This is a genomic window from Halomonas sp. V046, assembly GCF_052645355.1.
Genome location: NZ_JBQXYF010000004.1, coordinates 92,531 through 109,032 on the forward strand (window position 1 = coordinate 92,531; position 16,502 = coordinate 109,032).

General features: G+C 65.4%; 13 protein-coding genes. 9 read left to right on the plus strand and 4 right to left on the minus strand.

Annotation, left to right across the window (positions count from 1 at the left end; translation table 11 throughout):
- Positions 1–10 precede the first annotated feature (10 nt).
- Together ftsZ and lpxC are read left to right on the plus strand one after the other, a co-directional pair.
- Positions 11–1,183: a cell division protein FtsZ gene (gene ftsZ / locus ACUN9Y_RS06480; protein WP_445459869.1), complete on the plus strand. Its 1,173-nt coding sequence runs from the start codon at positions 11–13 to the stop codon at positions 1,181–1,183.
- A gap of 329 nt (positions 1,184–1,512) precedes the next feature.
- The gene (gene lpxC / locus ACUN9Y_RS06485; RefSeq protein WP_445459870.1) at positions 1,513–2,424 is read left to right on the plus strand and encodes a UDP-3-O-acyl-N-acetylglucosamine deacetylase; all 912 of its coding nucleotides are present in this window, start codon (positions 1,513–1,515) and stop codon (positions 2,422–2,424) included.
- A 268-nt stretch (positions 2,425–2,692) separates the two neighbouring features.
- On the opposite strand, the gene ACUN9Y_RS06490 is transcribed toward lpxC, so the two are convergent.
- Positions 2,693–3,166 carry a DUF721 domain-containing protein gene (locus tag ACUN9Y_RS06490; RefSeq protein ID WP_445459871.1) on the minus strand — a complete coding sequence of 158 codons (474 nt, stop codon included), beginning with the start codon at positions 3,164–3,166 and terminating at the stop codon, positions 2,693–2,695.
- A 103-nt stretch (positions 3,167–3,269) separates the two neighbouring features.
- On the opposite strand from ACUN9Y_RS06490, the gene ACUN9Y_RS06495 reads away from it, so the two are divergent.
- The 4 genes from ACUN9Y_RS06495 (at position 3,270) to ACUN9Y_RS06510 (ending at position 8,879) form a co-directional block, all read left to right on the plus strand.
- Positions 3,270–3,617, plus strand: coding sequence for a hypothetical protein (locus ACUN9Y_RS06495; protein WP_445459872.1), 348 nt, complete (start codon positions 3,270–3,272; stop codon positions 3,615–3,617).
- Positions 3,618–3,687: 70 nt separating this feature from the next.
- Entirely contained in the window at positions 3,688–6,432 is a 2,745-nt protein-coding gene (secA, locus tag ACUN9Y_RS06500) for a preprotein translocase subunit SecA (protein ID WP_445459873.1), read from the plus strand.
- Positions 6,433–6,492: 60 nt separating this feature from the next.
- On the plus strand, positions 6,493–7,722 hold the full coding sequence (argJ, locus tag ACUN9Y_RS06505) for a bifunctional glutamate N-acetyltransferase/amino-acid acetyltransferase ArgJ (protein ID WP_445459874.1): 1,230 nt from the start codon (positions 6,493–6,495) through the stop codon (positions 7,720–7,722).
- A gap of 209 nt (positions 7,723–7,931) precedes the next feature.
- Positions 7,932–8,879: a Nudix family hydrolase gene (locus tag ACUN9Y_RS06510; protein WP_445460082.1), complete on the plus strand. Its 948-nt coding sequence runs from the start codon at positions 7,932–7,934 to the stop codon at positions 8,877–8,879.
- A gap of 64 nt (positions 8,880–8,943) precedes the next feature.
- Here ACUN9Y_RS06510 and ACUN9Y_RS06515 read toward each other — a convergent pair whose 3' ends face one another.
- Together ACUN9Y_RS06515 and ACUN9Y_RS06520 are read right to left on the minus strand one after the other, a co-directional pair.
- A complete protein-coding gene (locus ACUN9Y_RS06515; RefSeq protein WP_445459875.1) occupies positions 8,944–9,846 on the minus strand; it encodes a carbon-nitrogen hydrolase in 903 nt (300 codons plus the stop codon).
- On the minus strand, positions 9,843–10,904 hold the full coding sequence (locus ACUN9Y_RS06520) for an agmatine deiminase family protein (RefSeq protein ID WP_445459876.1): 1,062 nt from the start codon (positions 10,902–10,904) through the stop codon (positions 9,843–9,845). The genes ACUN9Y_RS06515 and ACUN9Y_RS06520 overlap by 4 nt, the downstream gene beginning before the upstream one ends.
- Before the next feature lie 146 nt (positions 10,905–11,050).
- Between ACUN9Y_RS06520 and ACUN9Y_RS06525 the strand changes: the two genes are divergently transcribed.
- Positions 11,051–12,292, plus strand: a complete 1,242-nt coding sequence (locus ACUN9Y_RS06525; RefSeq protein WP_445459877.1) for a lipoprotein-releasing ABC transporter permease subunit — start codon at positions 11,051–11,053, stop codon at positions 12,290–12,292.
- Positions 12,293–12,296: 4 nt separating this feature from the next.
- The gene (locus ACUN9Y_RS06530; protein WP_445460083.1) at positions 12,297–13,016 is read left to right on the plus strand and encodes an ABC transporter ATP-binding protein; all 720 of its coding nucleotides are present in this window, start codon (positions 12,297–12,299) and stop codon (positions 13,014–13,016) included.
- 174 nt (positions 13,017–13,190) lie between these two features.
- On the opposite strand, the gene ACUN9Y_RS06535 is transcribed toward ACUN9Y_RS06530, so the two are convergent.
- Positions 13,191–13,730 carry a DUF2062 domain-containing protein gene (locus ACUN9Y_RS06535; protein ID WP_445460084.1) on the minus strand — a complete coding sequence of 180 codons (540 nt, stop codon included), beginning with the start codon at positions 13,728–13,730 and terminating at the stop codon, positions 13,191–13,193.
- Positions 13,731–14,138: 408 nt separating this feature from the next.
- Between ACUN9Y_RS06535 and ACUN9Y_RS06540 the strand changes: the two genes are divergently transcribed.
- Positions 14,139–16,421 carry a DNA internalization-related competence protein ComEC/Rec2 gene (locus ACUN9Y_RS06540; protein WP_445459878.1) on the plus strand — a complete coding sequence of 761 codons (2,283 nt, stop codon included), beginning with the start codon at positions 14,139–14,141 and terminating at the stop codon, positions 16,419–16,421.
- Positions 16,422–16,502 lie beyond the last annotated feature (81 nt).

The following is a 16,502-nucleotide window of genomic DNA, read 5'->3' on the forward strand; positions in this document are numbered from 1 at the left end:
GACGGGGCATATGTTTGAACTCGTAGATAGCGCACCCTCAAGCAGCGCGGTCATCAAGGTGATCGGCGTTGGGGGCGGCGGCGGCAACGCCGTCAATCACATGGTCGAGAGCAGCATCGAGGGCGTGGAGTTCATCTGCGCCAACACCGATGCCCAGGCCCTGAAGCGGGTGGCGGCGAAGACCGTCCTGCAACTGGGCAGCGAGATCACCAAGGGGCTCGGTGCCGGCGCCAATCCCGACGTGGGCCGGCAGGCCGCCATGGAAGATCGTGAGCGTATTGCCGAGCTGCTGAACGGTGCCGACATGGTGTTCATCACCGCCGGCATGGGCGGTGGCACCGGCACCGGCGGCGCGCCCGTGGTCGCTCAGGTGGCCAAGGAACTCGGCATCCTGACGGTGGCCGTGGTGACACGGCCGTTCCCCTTCGAGGGGCCGAAGCGGATGCGGGCCGCCGAAGAGGGCATGAAGGAACTCTCCGAGCACGTCGATTCGCTGATCACCATTCCCAACGAGAAGCTGTTGTCGGTGCTCGGCAAGAGCGCCACTCTGTTGACCGCTTTCAGTGCGGCCAATGACGTGCTTCTGGGTGCCGTGCAGGGGATCGCCGAGCTGATCACCAGCCCCGGCATCATCAACGTCGACTTCGCCGATGTGCGCACTGTCATGTCGGAGATGGGCATGGCGATGATGGGTACCGGTGGGGCGACCGGCGAGAATCGCGCACGAGAAGCCGCCGAGAAGGCGATTCGCAGCCCGTTGCTGGAAGATATCGATCTGCACGGCGCACGCGGCATTCTGGTCAACATTACCGCCGGCCCGGATCTGTCCATCGGTGAGTTCAATGATGTCGGTGCCACGGTGCAGGAGTTCGCGTCTCAAGATGCCACCATCGTCGTCGGTACCTCGATCGACATGGAAATGACCGACGAGCTGCGTGTCACCGTGGTGGCGGCCGGCCTCGACAGCCAGGTCCGCCAGCAGAAGCCCGTCAATCGCGAGCCTGCACGCCGTGCCGAGGTGCGTCAGCGTCCTCAGCAAGGCGGCATCAACCGCGGTCAAACGGCGGCTGCGACCAAGTCCGAGCCCCAGGAAACGCCCCGCCCCCAGGCCGAAAAGCGCAAGTCACAGGACCTGGATGACTACCTGGATATTCCGGCTTTCCTGCGCCGCCAGGCGGATTGAGAGCCATGCGGGCACCGGCGACCGTCGCCGAAGGGCTAGCTACCGCTAGGCCTCGGCGGTCGTGGGGTTCGGTGCAACACCCGTAGTGCCGGTCACGGAAGGCCGATCGATGCGTGCGAGGATGCCGCATGGAAGCATCCTCAGGCTGTCATCGCACTGCACGGTACTGGCTCGACGATGAATGCGGGCGGTGGGCGATATCGCGATGCCGACCCGATGACACCATGGAGAAGGGCCAGGACGATTGAGTCGATGTTTTTTTGTTGAAACGTCCGTTCGGTGTTATAGTGAACGGTGTTTGATAATCAACGACGGCCTGGCGACTGCACATGATCAGACAACGTACCCTCAAAAATGTCATCCGCGCGACCGGCGTGGGTCTGCATTCCGGCAAGAAGGTGTACCTCACCCTTCGGCCCGCGCCGGTGGATACCGGTATCGTCTTCGTTCGTACCGATCTGGACCCTGAGGTCAGGATTCCGGCCCGGGCGCTGAACGTGACGGACACGACGCTCTGCACCGCGCTGTCTCAGAACGGCGAGAAGGTAGCTACCGTCGAGCACCTGATGTCCGCCTTTGCGGGACTCGGTATCGACAATGCCTTCGTCGACGTGAGCGCGCCGGAAGTGCCGATCATGGACGGCAGTGCCGGTCCCTTCGTCTTCTTGATCCAGTCGGCGGGCATTCTCGAACAAAATGCGGCGAAGAAGTTCATCCGCATCAAGCGCGAGATTCTGGTGCGCGAAGGCGATAAGGAAGCCTTGTTCCTGCCCCATCAGGGCTTCAAGGTGTCCTTCGCCATCGATTTCGATCACCCGGTATTCGAAGACCAGAAGCAGACCGCGATGGTCGACTTCTCCACCACGTCATTCGTCAAGGAAGTGTCTCGGGCGCGTACCTTTGGCTTCATGCGTGATCTTGAGTACTTGCGCTCCAACAACCTGGCGCTGGGCGGCAGCCTCGACAACGCCATCGTGGTCGATGACTACCGCATCGTAAACGACGGTGGCCTGCGCTACGACGACGAGTTCGTCAAGCACAAGGTGCTCGACGCCATCGGTGATCTTTACCAGCTCGGCTATAGCCTGATCGGCGAATTCCGCGGCGTAAAGTCCGGCCATTCGCTCAACAACCAGCTGTGCCGTGCGCTGCTGGAGCAGCCGGAGGCCTGGGAAATCGTCACCTTCGAGGACGAAGCCCAGCAGGCGCCGATCTCCTACGCCGCACCCGCCATGGCGTGATAGCCGCCCCTCGACACCGCGCCTGACGACTCGCCCCCGTCAGGCGTCGGCCCGAGGCTAGGTTCAAGACCAGGTCCGTAACATTGAGCAGAAATCGGTAAGATGCAGGCACTCCGTCGCTGATTGCAGTAGAAAAAGCGCCGCCCCTCGGGGGCGGCGCTTTTTTTATAGCGCTTTTTTACGTCGCTTTTTTATGGGGCTTTGGTCATGGCGGTTGGGGTTGCGGCCGGCTCTGGCTCGGGCCGACGGGAAGACCGGCCATCGACCCTCATTCGTTCGATGGTGTCGAGGCTTCGGCGTGGGCGGCCAGGCGTTGGAGGGCGCTCTTCAGCCGCGGATCGTCGACATCGTCGGCGCAGCTTGAAATCTCGTCGCTGGCCTTCGCGGTCAGGTGCCTGACCTGGCGTGGCGGGACCTGGGCCGGGCGCACCGGTCGGACCTTGAAGGTGAAGCCCGTCACGGCCTCGAAGCCAGGGAGTTCGTGGAGGAGGTCGAGCAGGCGCGCTTGTTCGTAGCGCAAGCGTGTCAGCCACGCCGCTCCATCGGTAATCAGGGTCAGCCGCCCCTGGCGGAAGCCGCCCACATGGAGGTGGCTTGCCAGCTCCGGAGGTAGATTGTCGCGCAGGTGGCTCTGAGCCCTTTCGATGAGCCGCGCCATGCGCATTAGAGAGGCCGTTTCGCCTCGACCTTCGAGCAGCCGGGTCATGGGCTGGGCTCGGAACCGCTTAACCTTTATACTCATGGGCTTGTATCTCGGGGAGGTTCCCCGGGTCGATGATGAGGGCCGCGCCTCGACGATGGGTCGAATGGCGTGAGCCTAGCACGCCACGGAGTCACTCAACAGCATGTCCTGTCCCCACCAAGACAACCGGTCCCCTGGCGACCCGCGGCAGCGTCGAATGATGCCGCGCTGGTGGTTGGCTGGGCTCTTGGTGAGCTGTCTGCTGCCGGCGAGTCTAGCCCAGGCCGAGTCGCCCAGGGCCACCGAGCGGCTGGTGCAGATATGTATCATGGCACCCGCGCTGATTCGTGCCCGTACCGTGCTCAAGGCCTGCCGCCGGCGCCTGGCCAGCTACCCGCCGGTCGACTGGCGCTACCCCGCTCATAACGTCCGTCGCCACATGGCACCGCTGGTGGCGCCGGTCGCGGCCCTGGATGTGGTTTCCCCGCGCGGCCCCCCCATAACGGCTTGATGTCTGCTCTTGTACCGTTGGTGTGCCGTTGTGCATCGGCGGGAATTCCTATGCCGTTATTGGACCCTTCATGATCAATTCTCTGCTGCGTAAAGTGGTTGGCTCGAAGAACGACCGCGACGTTAAACGCATGACCCGCCAGGTGCGTGACGTCAATGTCCTGGAATCCACCCTCGAGGTGCTGGATGACGCCGCGCTCCAGGAGCGAACCGGTGCCTTCCGCGAGCGCCTGGCCCAGGGCGAAAGCCTCGATGCGCTTCTGCCTGAGGCCTTTGCCACCGTGCGTGAGGCCAGCAAGCGCATCATGGGCATGCGCCACTTCGACGTTCAGATCGTCGGTGGCATGACCCTCAATCGCGGTCGCATCGCCGAAATGAAGACCGGCGAGGGCAAGACCCTGGTGGCAACGCTCGCGGTCTACCTCAATGCTTTGCCGGGCAAGGGCGTCCACGTGGTCACGGTCAATGACTACCTGGCCCGGCGTGACGCCAACTGGATGAAGCCGCTCTACGAGTTTCTCGGTCTTTCGGTCGGTGTCATCTACTCGGGGCAGACCTCCGAGGAGAAGCGCCATGCCTACGCTTGCGACATCACCTACGGCACCAACAATGAGTTCGGTTTCGATTATCTGCGCGACAACATGGCCTTCTCGCTGGAAGAGAAGGTCCAGCGTGACCTGCACTTTGCCATCGTCGATGAGGTCGACTCGATCCTGATCGATGAAGCGCGTACGCCGCTGATCATCTCGGGCGCGGTGGACGAGAACACCGCGATGTATAAGGTGGTCGACGGCCTCGCCACCAAGCTGTCCCAGTGCACCGATGAAGAAGATCCGGAGAGTGGCGACTTCACCCTCGACGAGAAGCAGAAGCAGGTCGAACTCACCGAGGGTGGCCACCACCGCGTCGAGGAGCTGATGCGCGGTGAAGGCCTGCTGGGGGAGGACGAGTCGCTCTATGCCGCTCAGAACCTTAATTTGCTTCAGCACATGCATTCGGCGCTGCGGGCACGCCACCTGTATCACCCCGATGTCGATTACATCGTCAGTGAAGGCCAGGTGGTCATCGTCGATGAGCATACCGGGCGCACCATGCCGGGGCGGCGCTGGTCCGAGGGCCTGCACCAGGCGGTGGAGGCAAAGGAAGGCGTGACGGTCCAGCGCGAGAGCCAGACACTCGCCTCGACCACGTTCCAGAATTACTTCCGCCTGTATGAGAAGCTCTCGGGCATGACCGGTACCGCCGACACCGAGGCCTTCGAATTTCGCCAGATCTATGGCCTCGATGTGGTCGTCATCCCGACTAACAAGCCGTTGGCGCGCCAGGACGGAAACGACCTGGTGTATCTGTCGGCGGAGGAGAAGTTCGAGGCCATCATCGAGGACGTGAAGGCGCAGGTCGAGGCCGGACGTCCGGTGCTGGTCGGTACCGCGTCCATCGAGACCTCCGAGTATCTGGCCGACCTGATGCAGAAGGCGGCGATCGACTTCAATGTCCTGAACGCCAAGCAGCACCAGCGCGAGGCGGAGGTCATCGCCCAGGCCGGTCGTCCCGGCGCCGTCACCATCGCGACCAACATGGCCGGTCGTGGTACCGATATCGTGCTCGGTGGCAACTGGGAGGCCGAGGTCGCCCAGCTTGAGGCGCCCGACGAGGCACAGATCGAGGCGCTGAAGATTGCCTGGCGCGAGCGCCACGACGGGGTGCTGGCCGCCGGTGGCCTTCACGTCATCGGTACCGAGCGTCATGAGTCTCGGCGCATCGATAACCAGTTGCGTGGTCGCGCCGGCCGCCAGGGCGATCCGGGCTCGACACGCTTCTTCCTGTCGCTGGAAGACAACCTGATGCGCCTGTTCGGCTCCGAGCGAGTCCAGAAGCTGATGCAGGCCCTGGGCCTCGAACGTGGCGAAGCGATCGAGCATAAGATGGTGTCCAATGCCGTCGAGCGTGCTCAGAAGAAGGTCGAAGGTCGCAACTTCGATATCCGTAAGCAGCTGCTCGAGTACGACGACGTGGCCAACGACCAGCGTCGCGTGATCTATGAGCAGCGCAACGAGATCCTCGCCGCCGATGATGTCTCCGAGAGCGTCATGGGCATACGCGAGGAGGTGCTGGATGAGGCCATCAGCGCCTATGTGCCGCCCCAGAGCCTGGCCGAGCAGTGGGACCTGGCCGGCCTCGAGGCACATCTCAAGAGCGAGTATCAGCTCGAATCGCCGGTGGTTAAGTGGGCCGAGGAAGACGACCGCTTCCACGAAGAGCAACTGCGTGAACGGCTGCAGACTCAGCACCGCGACACCTATCAGGCCAAGGTCGCCATTGCCGGTCAGGAACTGATGCGTCGCTTCGAGAAGCAGGTCATGCTGCAGGTACTGGATACCCGCTGGAAGGAACACCTGCAGTCCATGGATCATCTGCGCCGTGGCATTCACCTGCGCGGCTATGCCCAGAAGAATCCCAAGCAGGAGTACAAGCGCGAGTCCTTCGAGCTGTTCCAGAACCTGCTGACCAATATCAAGGCCGACGTCACTCGCATCCTGAGTCATGTCCAGGTGCGACAGCCCGAAGAGGTCGAGGCGCTGGAGCGTCAGCGCCGCGATGCGCTCGCCCGTGAGACCGCCCAGGCCGATAGTCGTCATGATTCGCCGGCGGGCGCCGGTCTGGCCGGCGTCGAGGGCGGAGACGACGAACGTCGGGTCAATGAGGTCGGCGACACGCGGCCTGTGCGCCGCGATGCGCCGAAGGTGGGGCGCAACGATCCCTGTCCTTGTGGCTCTGGCAAGAAGTACAAGCAGTGCTGCGGCAAGTTGAGCTGAAGATCGACACCGCGACCCCGGGCCAAGACCCGGGGTCGCTCCCTGTGCAGGAGACACGAGATGGCAGTGGGTGACAGTAGTTTTCCGAGCATGCCGCGAATCGACGGCGTGCGCCTCGGCAGCGCCATGGCAGGCATTAAGAAGCCTGGCCGCCGCGATCTGGTCGTGATCGAGATTGCCCAGGGCGCCAAGGTCGCCGGTACCTTCACCCGCAACGCCTTCTGTGCGGCGCCGGTGCATGTGGCCAAGGCCCACTTGCAAGAGACCCTGGGCGCAGGGGCGTCTGTGCGTTATCTGGTGATCAATACCGGCAATGCCAACGCCGGCACCGGAGAGGTCGGCATGCGTGACGCTCGTGAGACCTGCAAGGCCCTTGGCGAGCAAGGTGGCGTTGCACCGTCGGCGGTGCTGCCGTTCTCTACCGGGGTCATCGGCGAGCCATTGCCCATGGATCGGCTCATGGCGGGTCTGCCCGGGGCACTGGCGGCGCTGGGCGATGATGCCTCGTCGTGGGCGTTGGCCGCCGAGGGGATCCTGACCACCGACACCAGGCCCAAGGGCGCGACCCGCAGTGTGATGCTCAAGGGCGGTCGCGTGACGCTCAATGGCATCGCCAAAGGCTCGGGCATGATCTGCCCTAACATGGCGACCATGCTGGGCTTCGTCGCCACCGATGCGGATATCGATCAAGCGCAGCTCGAGACGCTGCTGCGGGCCGGGGTAGAGCGCTCGTTCAATAGCATCACGGTGGATAGTGATACCTCGACCAACGATGCCTGCATGCTGATCGCCACGGGGCGCGGCGCTGCCGTCAGCGACGACGATGACCTGGCGCTATTGCGCGAGGCCCTCGATGAGGTGCTGGTGGAGCTCGCCCAGGCGATCATTCGTGACGGCGAGGGCGCGACCAAGTTCGTGACCCTCGCGATCAGCGGAGCGGGTAGCGTCGAGGAGGCCCGCGAGGTCGGCTTTACCGTGGCCCATTCGCCCCTGGTCAAGACTGCGCTCTACGCCAGCGATGCCAACTGGGGACGCATTCTGGCGGCGGTCGGGCGGGCCAGGGTCGCGGATTTCGATGTCGACAAGGTGGTCATCGACCTTGGCGAGGTGCGCCTTGTCGAGGGCGGCGGGCGGGCGGCGTCGTACACCGAAGACGCCGGCAGTGCGGTGATGGCGCGAGACGATATCCGCATCGCCATCGACCTGGGGCGTGGTGACGCCGAGGCCACCCTGTGGACCTCGGATCTCTCGCACGACTATGTCTCCATCAACGCCGATTATCGCAGCTAGGCGCCTTCACCGCGGTGCGGCGCCGGGAGATGGGTGAAACCTGGCGCCGCAGCCGGTATCCTATGCCGATTCCGATATCGGTTGCCGTTGGCACCGGTCGATTCCTGGATCGACCCGCCCGGCTACCTGCCCGATACATGGCTCACCCCGATACTGACTCGACGCGGGCCTGGTCCGCGACCCCAAGCTGGTAACGTTGAATGAACACTATGGTGAAGAGAAGGGTGCACGTGGCGGCTGCCGCCATCATCAGCGCCGATGGTCAGGAAGTCCTGCTGGCAAGGCGCCCATCGAATGTGGATCACGGTGGGCTGTGGGAATTCCCGGGGGGCAAGCTGGCGCCCTACGAGACGGGGCTCGAAGCGCTGAAGCGTGAGTTGCACGAGGAGCTCGGTATCGAGATCCGGCGTGCCCAGCCCTTGATTCGCATCCATCACGAGTACCCGGACAAGCATATCCTGCTCGACGTCTGGCAGGTCAAGGAGTTCGCCGGTGAGCCCTTCGGCCGTGAAGGACAGGCGGTACGCTGGGTGCCGATGGTGGAGTTGGCGAACTATCCGTTCCCGGCGGCCAACCTGCCCATTCTGCAGGCGGTGATGCTGCCGTCGGAGTATCTGATCAGCGATGAGGAAGCCGATGAGGCGATCTTCGATCAGCGCCTCGAGCGGGCACTGAAGGACGACGACGTGCGCCTGGTGCAACTGCGTGCGAAGTCTCTGGACGAGGACGCCTTTATCGCCCGGGCCGAGCGGGCCTTGGCCCTGTGCCGGCGCTACGACGCCAAGCTGATGCTCAACGCAGAGCCGACGCTGCTCGAACGCGTCGACGCCGATGGCATTCATCTGACCAGTGCCCGCCTGATGACCCTGGAGCGCCGGCCGATCGCCGAGGCCAAATGGTTGTCGGCCTCGTCCCACGACAAGGCCCAGCTCGATCAGGCGGCGCGCATCGGCTGCGACTTCGTGACCCTGTCACCGCTGCGCACCACGCCGTCTCATCCAGAGGTGCCGCCGATCGGCTGGCACGACTTCCAGCAGCTGGTCGAACGTGCCGGCATGCCGGTCTATGCCCTCGGCGGCATGACCCGCCACGACGCCAGCCACGCCCGAGCGGTGGGGGCGCAGGGCATCGCCTCGATCCGCGATTTCTGGAAGTAAGACAGACGTCGCACGCGCAAGGAAAACCCACGGCCGTAAGGGCCGTGGGTTTTTTTCGTCGCCCCTAATCCCGATACCGCCGCGTCAGATCGCCATAGGCATCGACCCGGCGGTCGCGCAGGTAGGGCCACATGCGACGCACGTTCTCGCCGTGGTCAAGATCCAGCGTCACCAGCAGGTTTTCGGCCTCGGTGCCGGCATGGGCCAGGAGTTCTCCCTGGGGGCCGCAGACGAAGCTGCCGCCCCAGAAGTCGATGCCGGGGCTCACCGTGGACAGGTCGGCTTCGTGGCCAACGCGATTGGCGACCAGCACGGGGAGACCGTTGGCTACGCCGTGGCTTCTCTGGATCAGGGTCCAGGCGTCCTTCTGGCGCGCCTTCTCGGCATCATCATCGGGCGGATGCCAGCCGATGGCGGTGGGGTAGAGCAGCATGTCGGCGCCGGCCAGCGCCATCAGGCGTGCCGCCTCGGGGTACCACTGGTCCCAGCATACCAGCACGCCGAGACGGCCCACCGAGGTGTCGATGGGGGTGAAGCCCTGGCCGCGCTCGGCATCCTGATCCCCGGGGGTGAAGTAGAACTTCTCGTAGAAGCCAGGATCGTCGGGAATGTGCATCTTGCGGTATTGGCCGACACGGCCAAGCTTGCCGTCGTAGACCACCGCCGTGTTGTGGTAGAGCCCGGGCGCGCGGCGCTCGAAGAGCGACCCCATCAGCACGATATCGAGCTCGGCGGCGAGTGCCGCTAGCCGTGTGCCACTGGGGCCGTCCAGTGGCTCGGCCAGGTCGAACAGCTCAGGATCCTCGTGCTGACAGAAGTAGTGCGTGGCGTGCAACTCCTGGAGCATGATGAGTTGGGCGCCCTGGGCGGCGAGCGCACGAATGCCGGCTTCGCTGGCATCCAGACTTCTTGCCTTGTCGGGCCAGGCCGGTTGCTGAACGAGGCCCACGCTGAGTTGGCGCGTCATGGAGTGGCTCCTTGTGACTTGTCGGGGCGGGCAAGCGTGCCCGCGGGCCATTGCATGGTCAGGCAGTGCAGGCTGCCGTGCTGGCGAATCACCGTGGTGGCGTCCAGCGGGATGATGTCGCGCCCGGGGAAGGCCTCGGCCAGGGCCGCCAAGGCGTCCAGGTCGCGGCGGTCCGCGTAGGTTGGCACCAGCACGGCGCCATTGATGATCACGAAGTTGGCGTAGGTGGCCGGCAGGCGATGGCCGTCCTCAGGGTCGAAGCAGGCCTGGGGCCAGGGCAGGGCGATCAGCCGATACGGCGAGCCGTCTGGCTGGCGCAGGGCCTTGAGCTCGGCCTCCATGGCCGCCAGCGCCGCATGGTGGATATCCTCGGGATCATCGCAGCGCACGTAGGCGATGGTCGAGGGGTCGCAGAACCGCGCCAGGGTGTCGACGTGGGAGTCGGTGTCGTCGCCCTCAAGGTGACCATGGGCGAGCCACAGCACCCGTTCGATCCCGAGGGTCTCGGCGAGGCGCGCCTCGACGTCGCCGCGGCTCAGCTCGGGGTTGCGGTTGGGGTTGAGCAGGCAGGCTTCGGTGGTCAGCAGCGTGCCCTGCCCATCGGTCTCGAGAGCGCCGCCCTCCAGCACCAGGGCGTGGGACTCGACGTCGCAGGCGATCAGCCCGGCCCCATCCAGTGCCTGGGTCAGGCGGTTGTCACGGTCGGCGGGGAACTTGCCGCCCCAGCCGGTGAAAACGAAGTCATGCATGCGCAGCGCGTCACCGTCGCGGGTGGCGAGGGGCCCATGGTCCCTCGCCCAGGTATCGTCGCTTTCCACGATGACCAGGTGCAGGCGCTCGGGCTCGGCGCCGCGCTGGATCAGGCGGCGCTCGAGGCGCCGACGGGTGGTCTCGTCGGCGACCCCGATGACCAGGCTCTGGTAGCGCGCGATGACCAGCGCCATCTGTTCGAGGGTAGCCTCGATGGCGTCGAGCATCGGCGCCCAGTCGCCATCGGCGTGGGGCCAGGTCAGTTGGATGGCATCCTGAACGGACCATTCGGGGACAAGACGGTGCATGGGCGACCTCTGCGTCGGCACGGGCAAACGGCGAAATGTAGGGCCGGGCGCGCGAAGATGCAAGGATCTCGCAAATCACCCGGTACGGCGATGCATAGGACGTCAAAAAACCGTACCATGGCGGCCCGCCGACAAGGAAAGAGTCCATGCTTGACCGACTGCCGTTTCTGATCGGGCTACGCTATGTGCGAGCCAAGCGACGCAACCATTTTATTTCCTTCATTTCCCTGACCTCGATGCTCGGTCTGACCCTGGGGGTCGCCGTGCTGATCCTGGTACTGTCGGTGATGAACGGCTTCGACCGCGAGCTGCGCGAGCGAGTGCTCGGCATGGTGCCACACACCCAGATCGAACAGGCGGGGGGGATGACCGACTGGCAGCCTCTGGCCGAGCGCCTGACCGAACGCGAGCACGTGATCGGTGCCGCCCCCTATATCCAGCAGCAGGGCATGTTTTCCGCCGCCGGACGTAACCAGGGCGCCATGGTCAATGGCATCGACCCGGCCTGGGAAAGCAAGGTCTCGATCGTCGACGAAAACATGAGCCAAGGCACGTTGGATGAACTGGCGCCGGGGGAATGGCACGTGGTGCTGGGCCAGATTCTGGCGCGTAACCTCGGTGTGGGGGTCGGCGACAGCGTGACGCTTCTGGTCCCGGAGGCGTCCATCACGCCGGCCGGGGTCTTCCCGCGGCTCAAGCGCTTTACCGTGAGCGGCATCTTCAGCGTCGGCGCCGATCTCGATGCCAATCTGGCCTACGCCAACATCGACGATATGCAGACCCTGGCGCGCATGGGCGATACCGTCGGTGGCCTGCGCCTCGAGCTCGACGACCTGTTCCTGGCGGGCAGCGAGACCCGCGCTATCGTCAATGAGTTGGGACAGGGGTATCGCGGTTATGACTGGACCTATACCCGGGGCAACCTGTTCCAGGCGATCCAGATGGAGAAGCGCATGATCGGTTTGCTGTTGACCGTGATCATCGCCGTGGCCGCCTTCAACATCGTTTCGACCCTGGTCATGGTGGTCACCGACAAGCACGCCGATATCGCCATCCTGCGAACCATCGGCGCCACGCCGGCCTCGATCATGGGCATCTTCATGGTCCAGGGCCTGGCTATCGGTATCATCGGCATCGTCCTGGGGGTCGCGATAGGCATCGTGCTGGCGCTGACCGTGTCCGATATCATCGCCTTCGTCGAGTCGACGTTCGGTATTCACTTCCTCGATGCCGGCGTCTACTTCATCAGCGAGCTACCGTCTCAGCTGATTTGGAGCGACGTCACCAATATCGTCACTGCCGCCTTCGTGCTGACCTTCCTCTCCACCCTTTACCCGGCATGGCGTGCCGCCCGGGTGCAGCCTGCCGAGGTGTTGCGCTATGAGTGATCCCATGACCCCCGAGCAGAATGTTGCGGCGCCGCGCGCGGCCACGTCGGAGCCGATGCTCGAGTGCCGTCGGCTGTCCAGGGTGTACAGCGAAGGGCCCCAGGACCTGACCGTGCTGGATCAACTGGAGCTCAAGGTTCACGCCGGTGAGCGGGTGGCGGTGGTCGGCAGTTCGGGCTCCGGCAAGACCACGCTGCTGAACCTGCTCGGTGGTCTCGACGAGCCCACCGCGGGTGAGGTGCGGGTGGCCGACAAGGTGCTGCACACCATGGGCAACGCCGAGCTAGGACGCTTTCGTAATCACCATATCGGCTTCGTCTATCAGTTCCACCATCTGTTGGCGGAGTTCTCGGCGGTGGAGAACGTGGCGCTGCCATTGATCATTCGGGGAAGCCGCAAGAAAGCCGCCGAGGAGCGTGCCTTGGCGCTTCTGTCCAAGGTCGGCATGGCGCCCCGGGCGGACCACAAGCCCGGTGAGCTGTCGGGCGGTGAGCGTCAGCGGGTGGCCATTGCCCGTGCGCTGGTCACCGATCCGAGCCTGATGCTGATGGATGAGCCCACCGGCAACCTGGACCAAACCACCGCCGCCGGGATCCTGGCGCTGATGGATGAACTGGCCACCACCGCGCGCTGTGCCTTCGTCATCGTGACCCACGATCCGGGTCTCGCCGCTCACCAGGACCGCGTCCTGCGCCTCGATGGCGGGTGCCTGCATTCGGCCTGACGCCGGGTGGTACAGTACCGAACGCGACGCCGGCCCTTGGGCCGGCGTCTTCGTGTCTGCCCCGGGGGTCGGGCGATGAGCCCTCATCAGCCATCGGTTTCTCTCGGGGCTGTTGTCGGGGCTGTTGTCGGGTCTGTTCTCCGGGCTGTGCTGGAGCGGGAGACGCCGAGGGCGTCAGACTCGAGAGGCGGCCTTGGCGCGTCTGCGCCGGCGGGCGCGGGCCTTCCAGCTGCGCGAGACTTGCCAGCGCCACAGCAACCGAATGGTCAGGTTGGCCAGGGCGCCGATGGCGATCGCCGCGACCAGCGAGCCGATCAGCAGGGCGGGCAGGATATCGAGCAACTGGTCCTGGAGCCAGTGGGTGGAGATGTGCTCCGGTGCCGTCATGGCGGGCGTCTGCATCAGCCACGCGCCCAGACAGTAGTTGGCGTAGTAGATGATCGGCATGGTCAACGGATTGGTGATCCATACCAGGGCCACGGACAGAGGGAGGTTGCAGCGCCCGAGGCGTGCGCCGAAGGCGGCGATGACCATCTGGAACGGAATCGGCAGCAGGGCGCTGAACAGTCCGACCGAAAAAGCGTTGGCCACACTGCGCCGCGACAGGACCCAGAGTGCAGGGTCGCCGATCAGATGCGCCATGAAGCGCAGCGAACGCTGTCGCCTCAGGGTGTCGGGATTGGGCAGATAGCGCTGTAAGAATCGGCGCGGCATGGCGGCGTAGCTCGCGACTGCGGATGCCGGGCTATTATCCATACTAGCCGCTCGCCCCGCCATGACGCTTGCCAACGAAAGTGCCAAAGGCGGAGTGAAGCATCCGTCAGGGCGGCTCGGGGCTGCCTGGAGTGACGCCGGGCAGGGCCATGGAGGACCCGGGCTACCGAGCCGACGCCAGGGAAGGGCATGGACGCAAAACCAGAAAGGCGGGTGCGGCGCCGGTCGCTATCGGGGCCGCCAGCGGGGTCGGATAAGCCGCCAGCGGGGTCGGATAAGCCACCAGCGGGGTCGGATAAGCCGTCGGCGGTGTCGGATAAGCCGCCAGCGGGGTCGGATAAGCCGCCAGCGGCGTGCCACGAGCGCCGAGCTCGACACGAGGGATTCCCCTTTGGGCTGGCCGGGCCCTTGGCGTCTGGCGCCTTGCTGGGCGGCATCGTCTCTTCCGCCGGTGACGTCTGGTTGCCTGTGCTGACGCTGGTGGCGCTCGGCGCCCTGGCGGGTCGGCGCGGACCACTGCTGGCGATCGCGCTTGCCGCCTTGTGGGTGGCGGTGACACTGCTGGATAGCGATGGCGCGCGGTTGGCCACTGGGCCGGACCTGGCGGTGGTCCCGCTCAGCGGGCGAGTGGTCAGCCTCGAGCGGCGTCAGGGCATGGATCGGCTTACCGTCGCCGTAGACGGGTGCCTGTCACCGTTGCTGACGGCGCGCGACTGCCGCACGCTGCGCAAGGTGCGCCTGTCTCGTTATCACCCAGGCCAGTCGGCGATGCGCGTGGGCCAGCGTTGGCGCTTGAGTGTTCGCCTGACACCGCCCGCCGGCTTGTCCAATCCCGGCACGTTCGACTATGCACGCTGGTTGTGGCGCTCGGGTATTCGGGCGACCGGTTGGGTCGTCGATGTTCCGCCACCGGTGTTGATCGATGACGTGGGCCCTGGACTGCGCCAACGGGCACTGCAGCGCCTGATGGAGGAGCCCTTGCCAGCCCGGACCAAGCGCTGGCTGGCGGCGCTTACTCTCGGCGCCGGAGGCGCCCTGGACGCCGACGACTGGGCGTTGCTCGGTGCCACAGGCACAACGCATCTGGTCGTGGTGTCCGGGCTTCACGTGGGGTTGGTGGCGACATTGGCCCTGGGCCTGGCACGAGGGCTCTCGCGGCTGCTATGGCCACGCCGCTTTCGTATGCAGAGCTGGCCCTGGTGGGCGGCGGCCTTCGCGGCCGGTGCCTTCGTCTGGCTGGTGGGGTTCACGCCGGCGGCCCTTAGGGCCTTGGTCATGACACTGGTGGCGCTGTGGGTGGCCAATGGCCGCCATTCGCCCGGGGCGTGGCAGGGACTTTGCCTGGCGTTTGCTATCGTCGTGATGAGCGACCCGCTCTCGCTCTGGCGCCCTGGCTTTTGGCTGTCTTTCGTCGCGGTGGCGCTACTGATCGTCATCTGGGAAGGACGGCGCGGTGTCACGTCGTCGTTGCAGGTGCTTTGGCGGACCCAGTGGCTGCTCAGCCCCTTGATGGCCGGTGCGGTGTTGCTGGCCTTCTCGCGCCTGGCGCCAGCGGCGCCGTTGGTCAACCTGGTGGCGGTGCCGTTGGTCGGCATGCTGGTGCCATTGGGGCTGCTGGGCTGGGCGTTGGCTGGGCTCTGGCCAGCCCTTGCCACCCTGGTCTGGTCGCTGGCGGGCTATGGTATCGAGGCCCTGGTGGGGCTTCTCGGCGCGGCCGAGCGCTGGCTTCCCGGCCAGATATTAACGCCACAATGGACCTGGCCGCTGGGTCTTGGCCTCATGCTCCTGGCCCTGGTCTGGGGGCTGCCTGGCGTGGCTCGCCCGCTGCGCTGGGCGCTGAGCGCATGCCTGTTTCTGGGCATGGTTGGCGTGAGGCATAGCGGGCCAGGACAGGGGGAGCTCGATGTGCGGGTGTGGGATGTTGGCCAGGGCCTGATGGTCGAGGTTATCACCGCTCGGCATCGGCTCCTGTATGACACTGGCCCTCGCTTTCGTTCCGGTTTCACGCCGCTGTCACGGCTATGGCCCCCGGGTCAGGACGTTGATGTCGTGGTCGTGAGCCATGCCGACCGCGACCATGCCGGGGGCGTGGCGGCACTGCGCGACGAGCACCGGGTCGGGCGCTGGTTCCACCCGGCCGGTGAGGCGCTGCCGGTCGGTGCTGACGCCGAGGTATCGCTGTGTCAGAGGGGCACCGGCTGGCGCTGGGAGGGCGTCGAATTTCGTTTTCTCTGGCCGCCGACGGCGGTCGGCGCCGGCCGGGAACTGGCGTCCAATGATCGCTCCTGCGTGCTCGAGATCAAGGCCGATGGACGCCGACTGGTGCTGCCCGGTGACGCCGGCTCGCGGATCGAGCGCTATTGGCTCGGGGGGCTAAAGGGGGAGGTGTCTGCCTTGGTACTGGGCCATCACGGTAGCAAGACCAGCAGCGGTGAAGCCCTGGTAGCGGCGTTGAAACCGCGGCATGCCATAGTGTCGGCGGGCGATGGCAAGCGCCCGGGTCATCCTTCGCCAGAGGTCGTGCGTCGGCTTCGCCGCCACGGGGCCTGCCTGTGGAATACCGCCGTGGATGGTCAGCTGCGGCTCCGGTTGCGCCGTGGCCAGGATCTCAAGGTAACGCCTGCTCGTGGCCTCGACCGAGGCGCAGGCGGTGTCGGTGGGCGGTGCCATGCGGTAGAATCGCGCCACTGAATCCGGGTTGCCGGACCGTGGGGCCCGGGCGCGGCCCCGCGATGGCGCGGCGCACCAGCAAGGCCTTGCCTCGCCGATGAC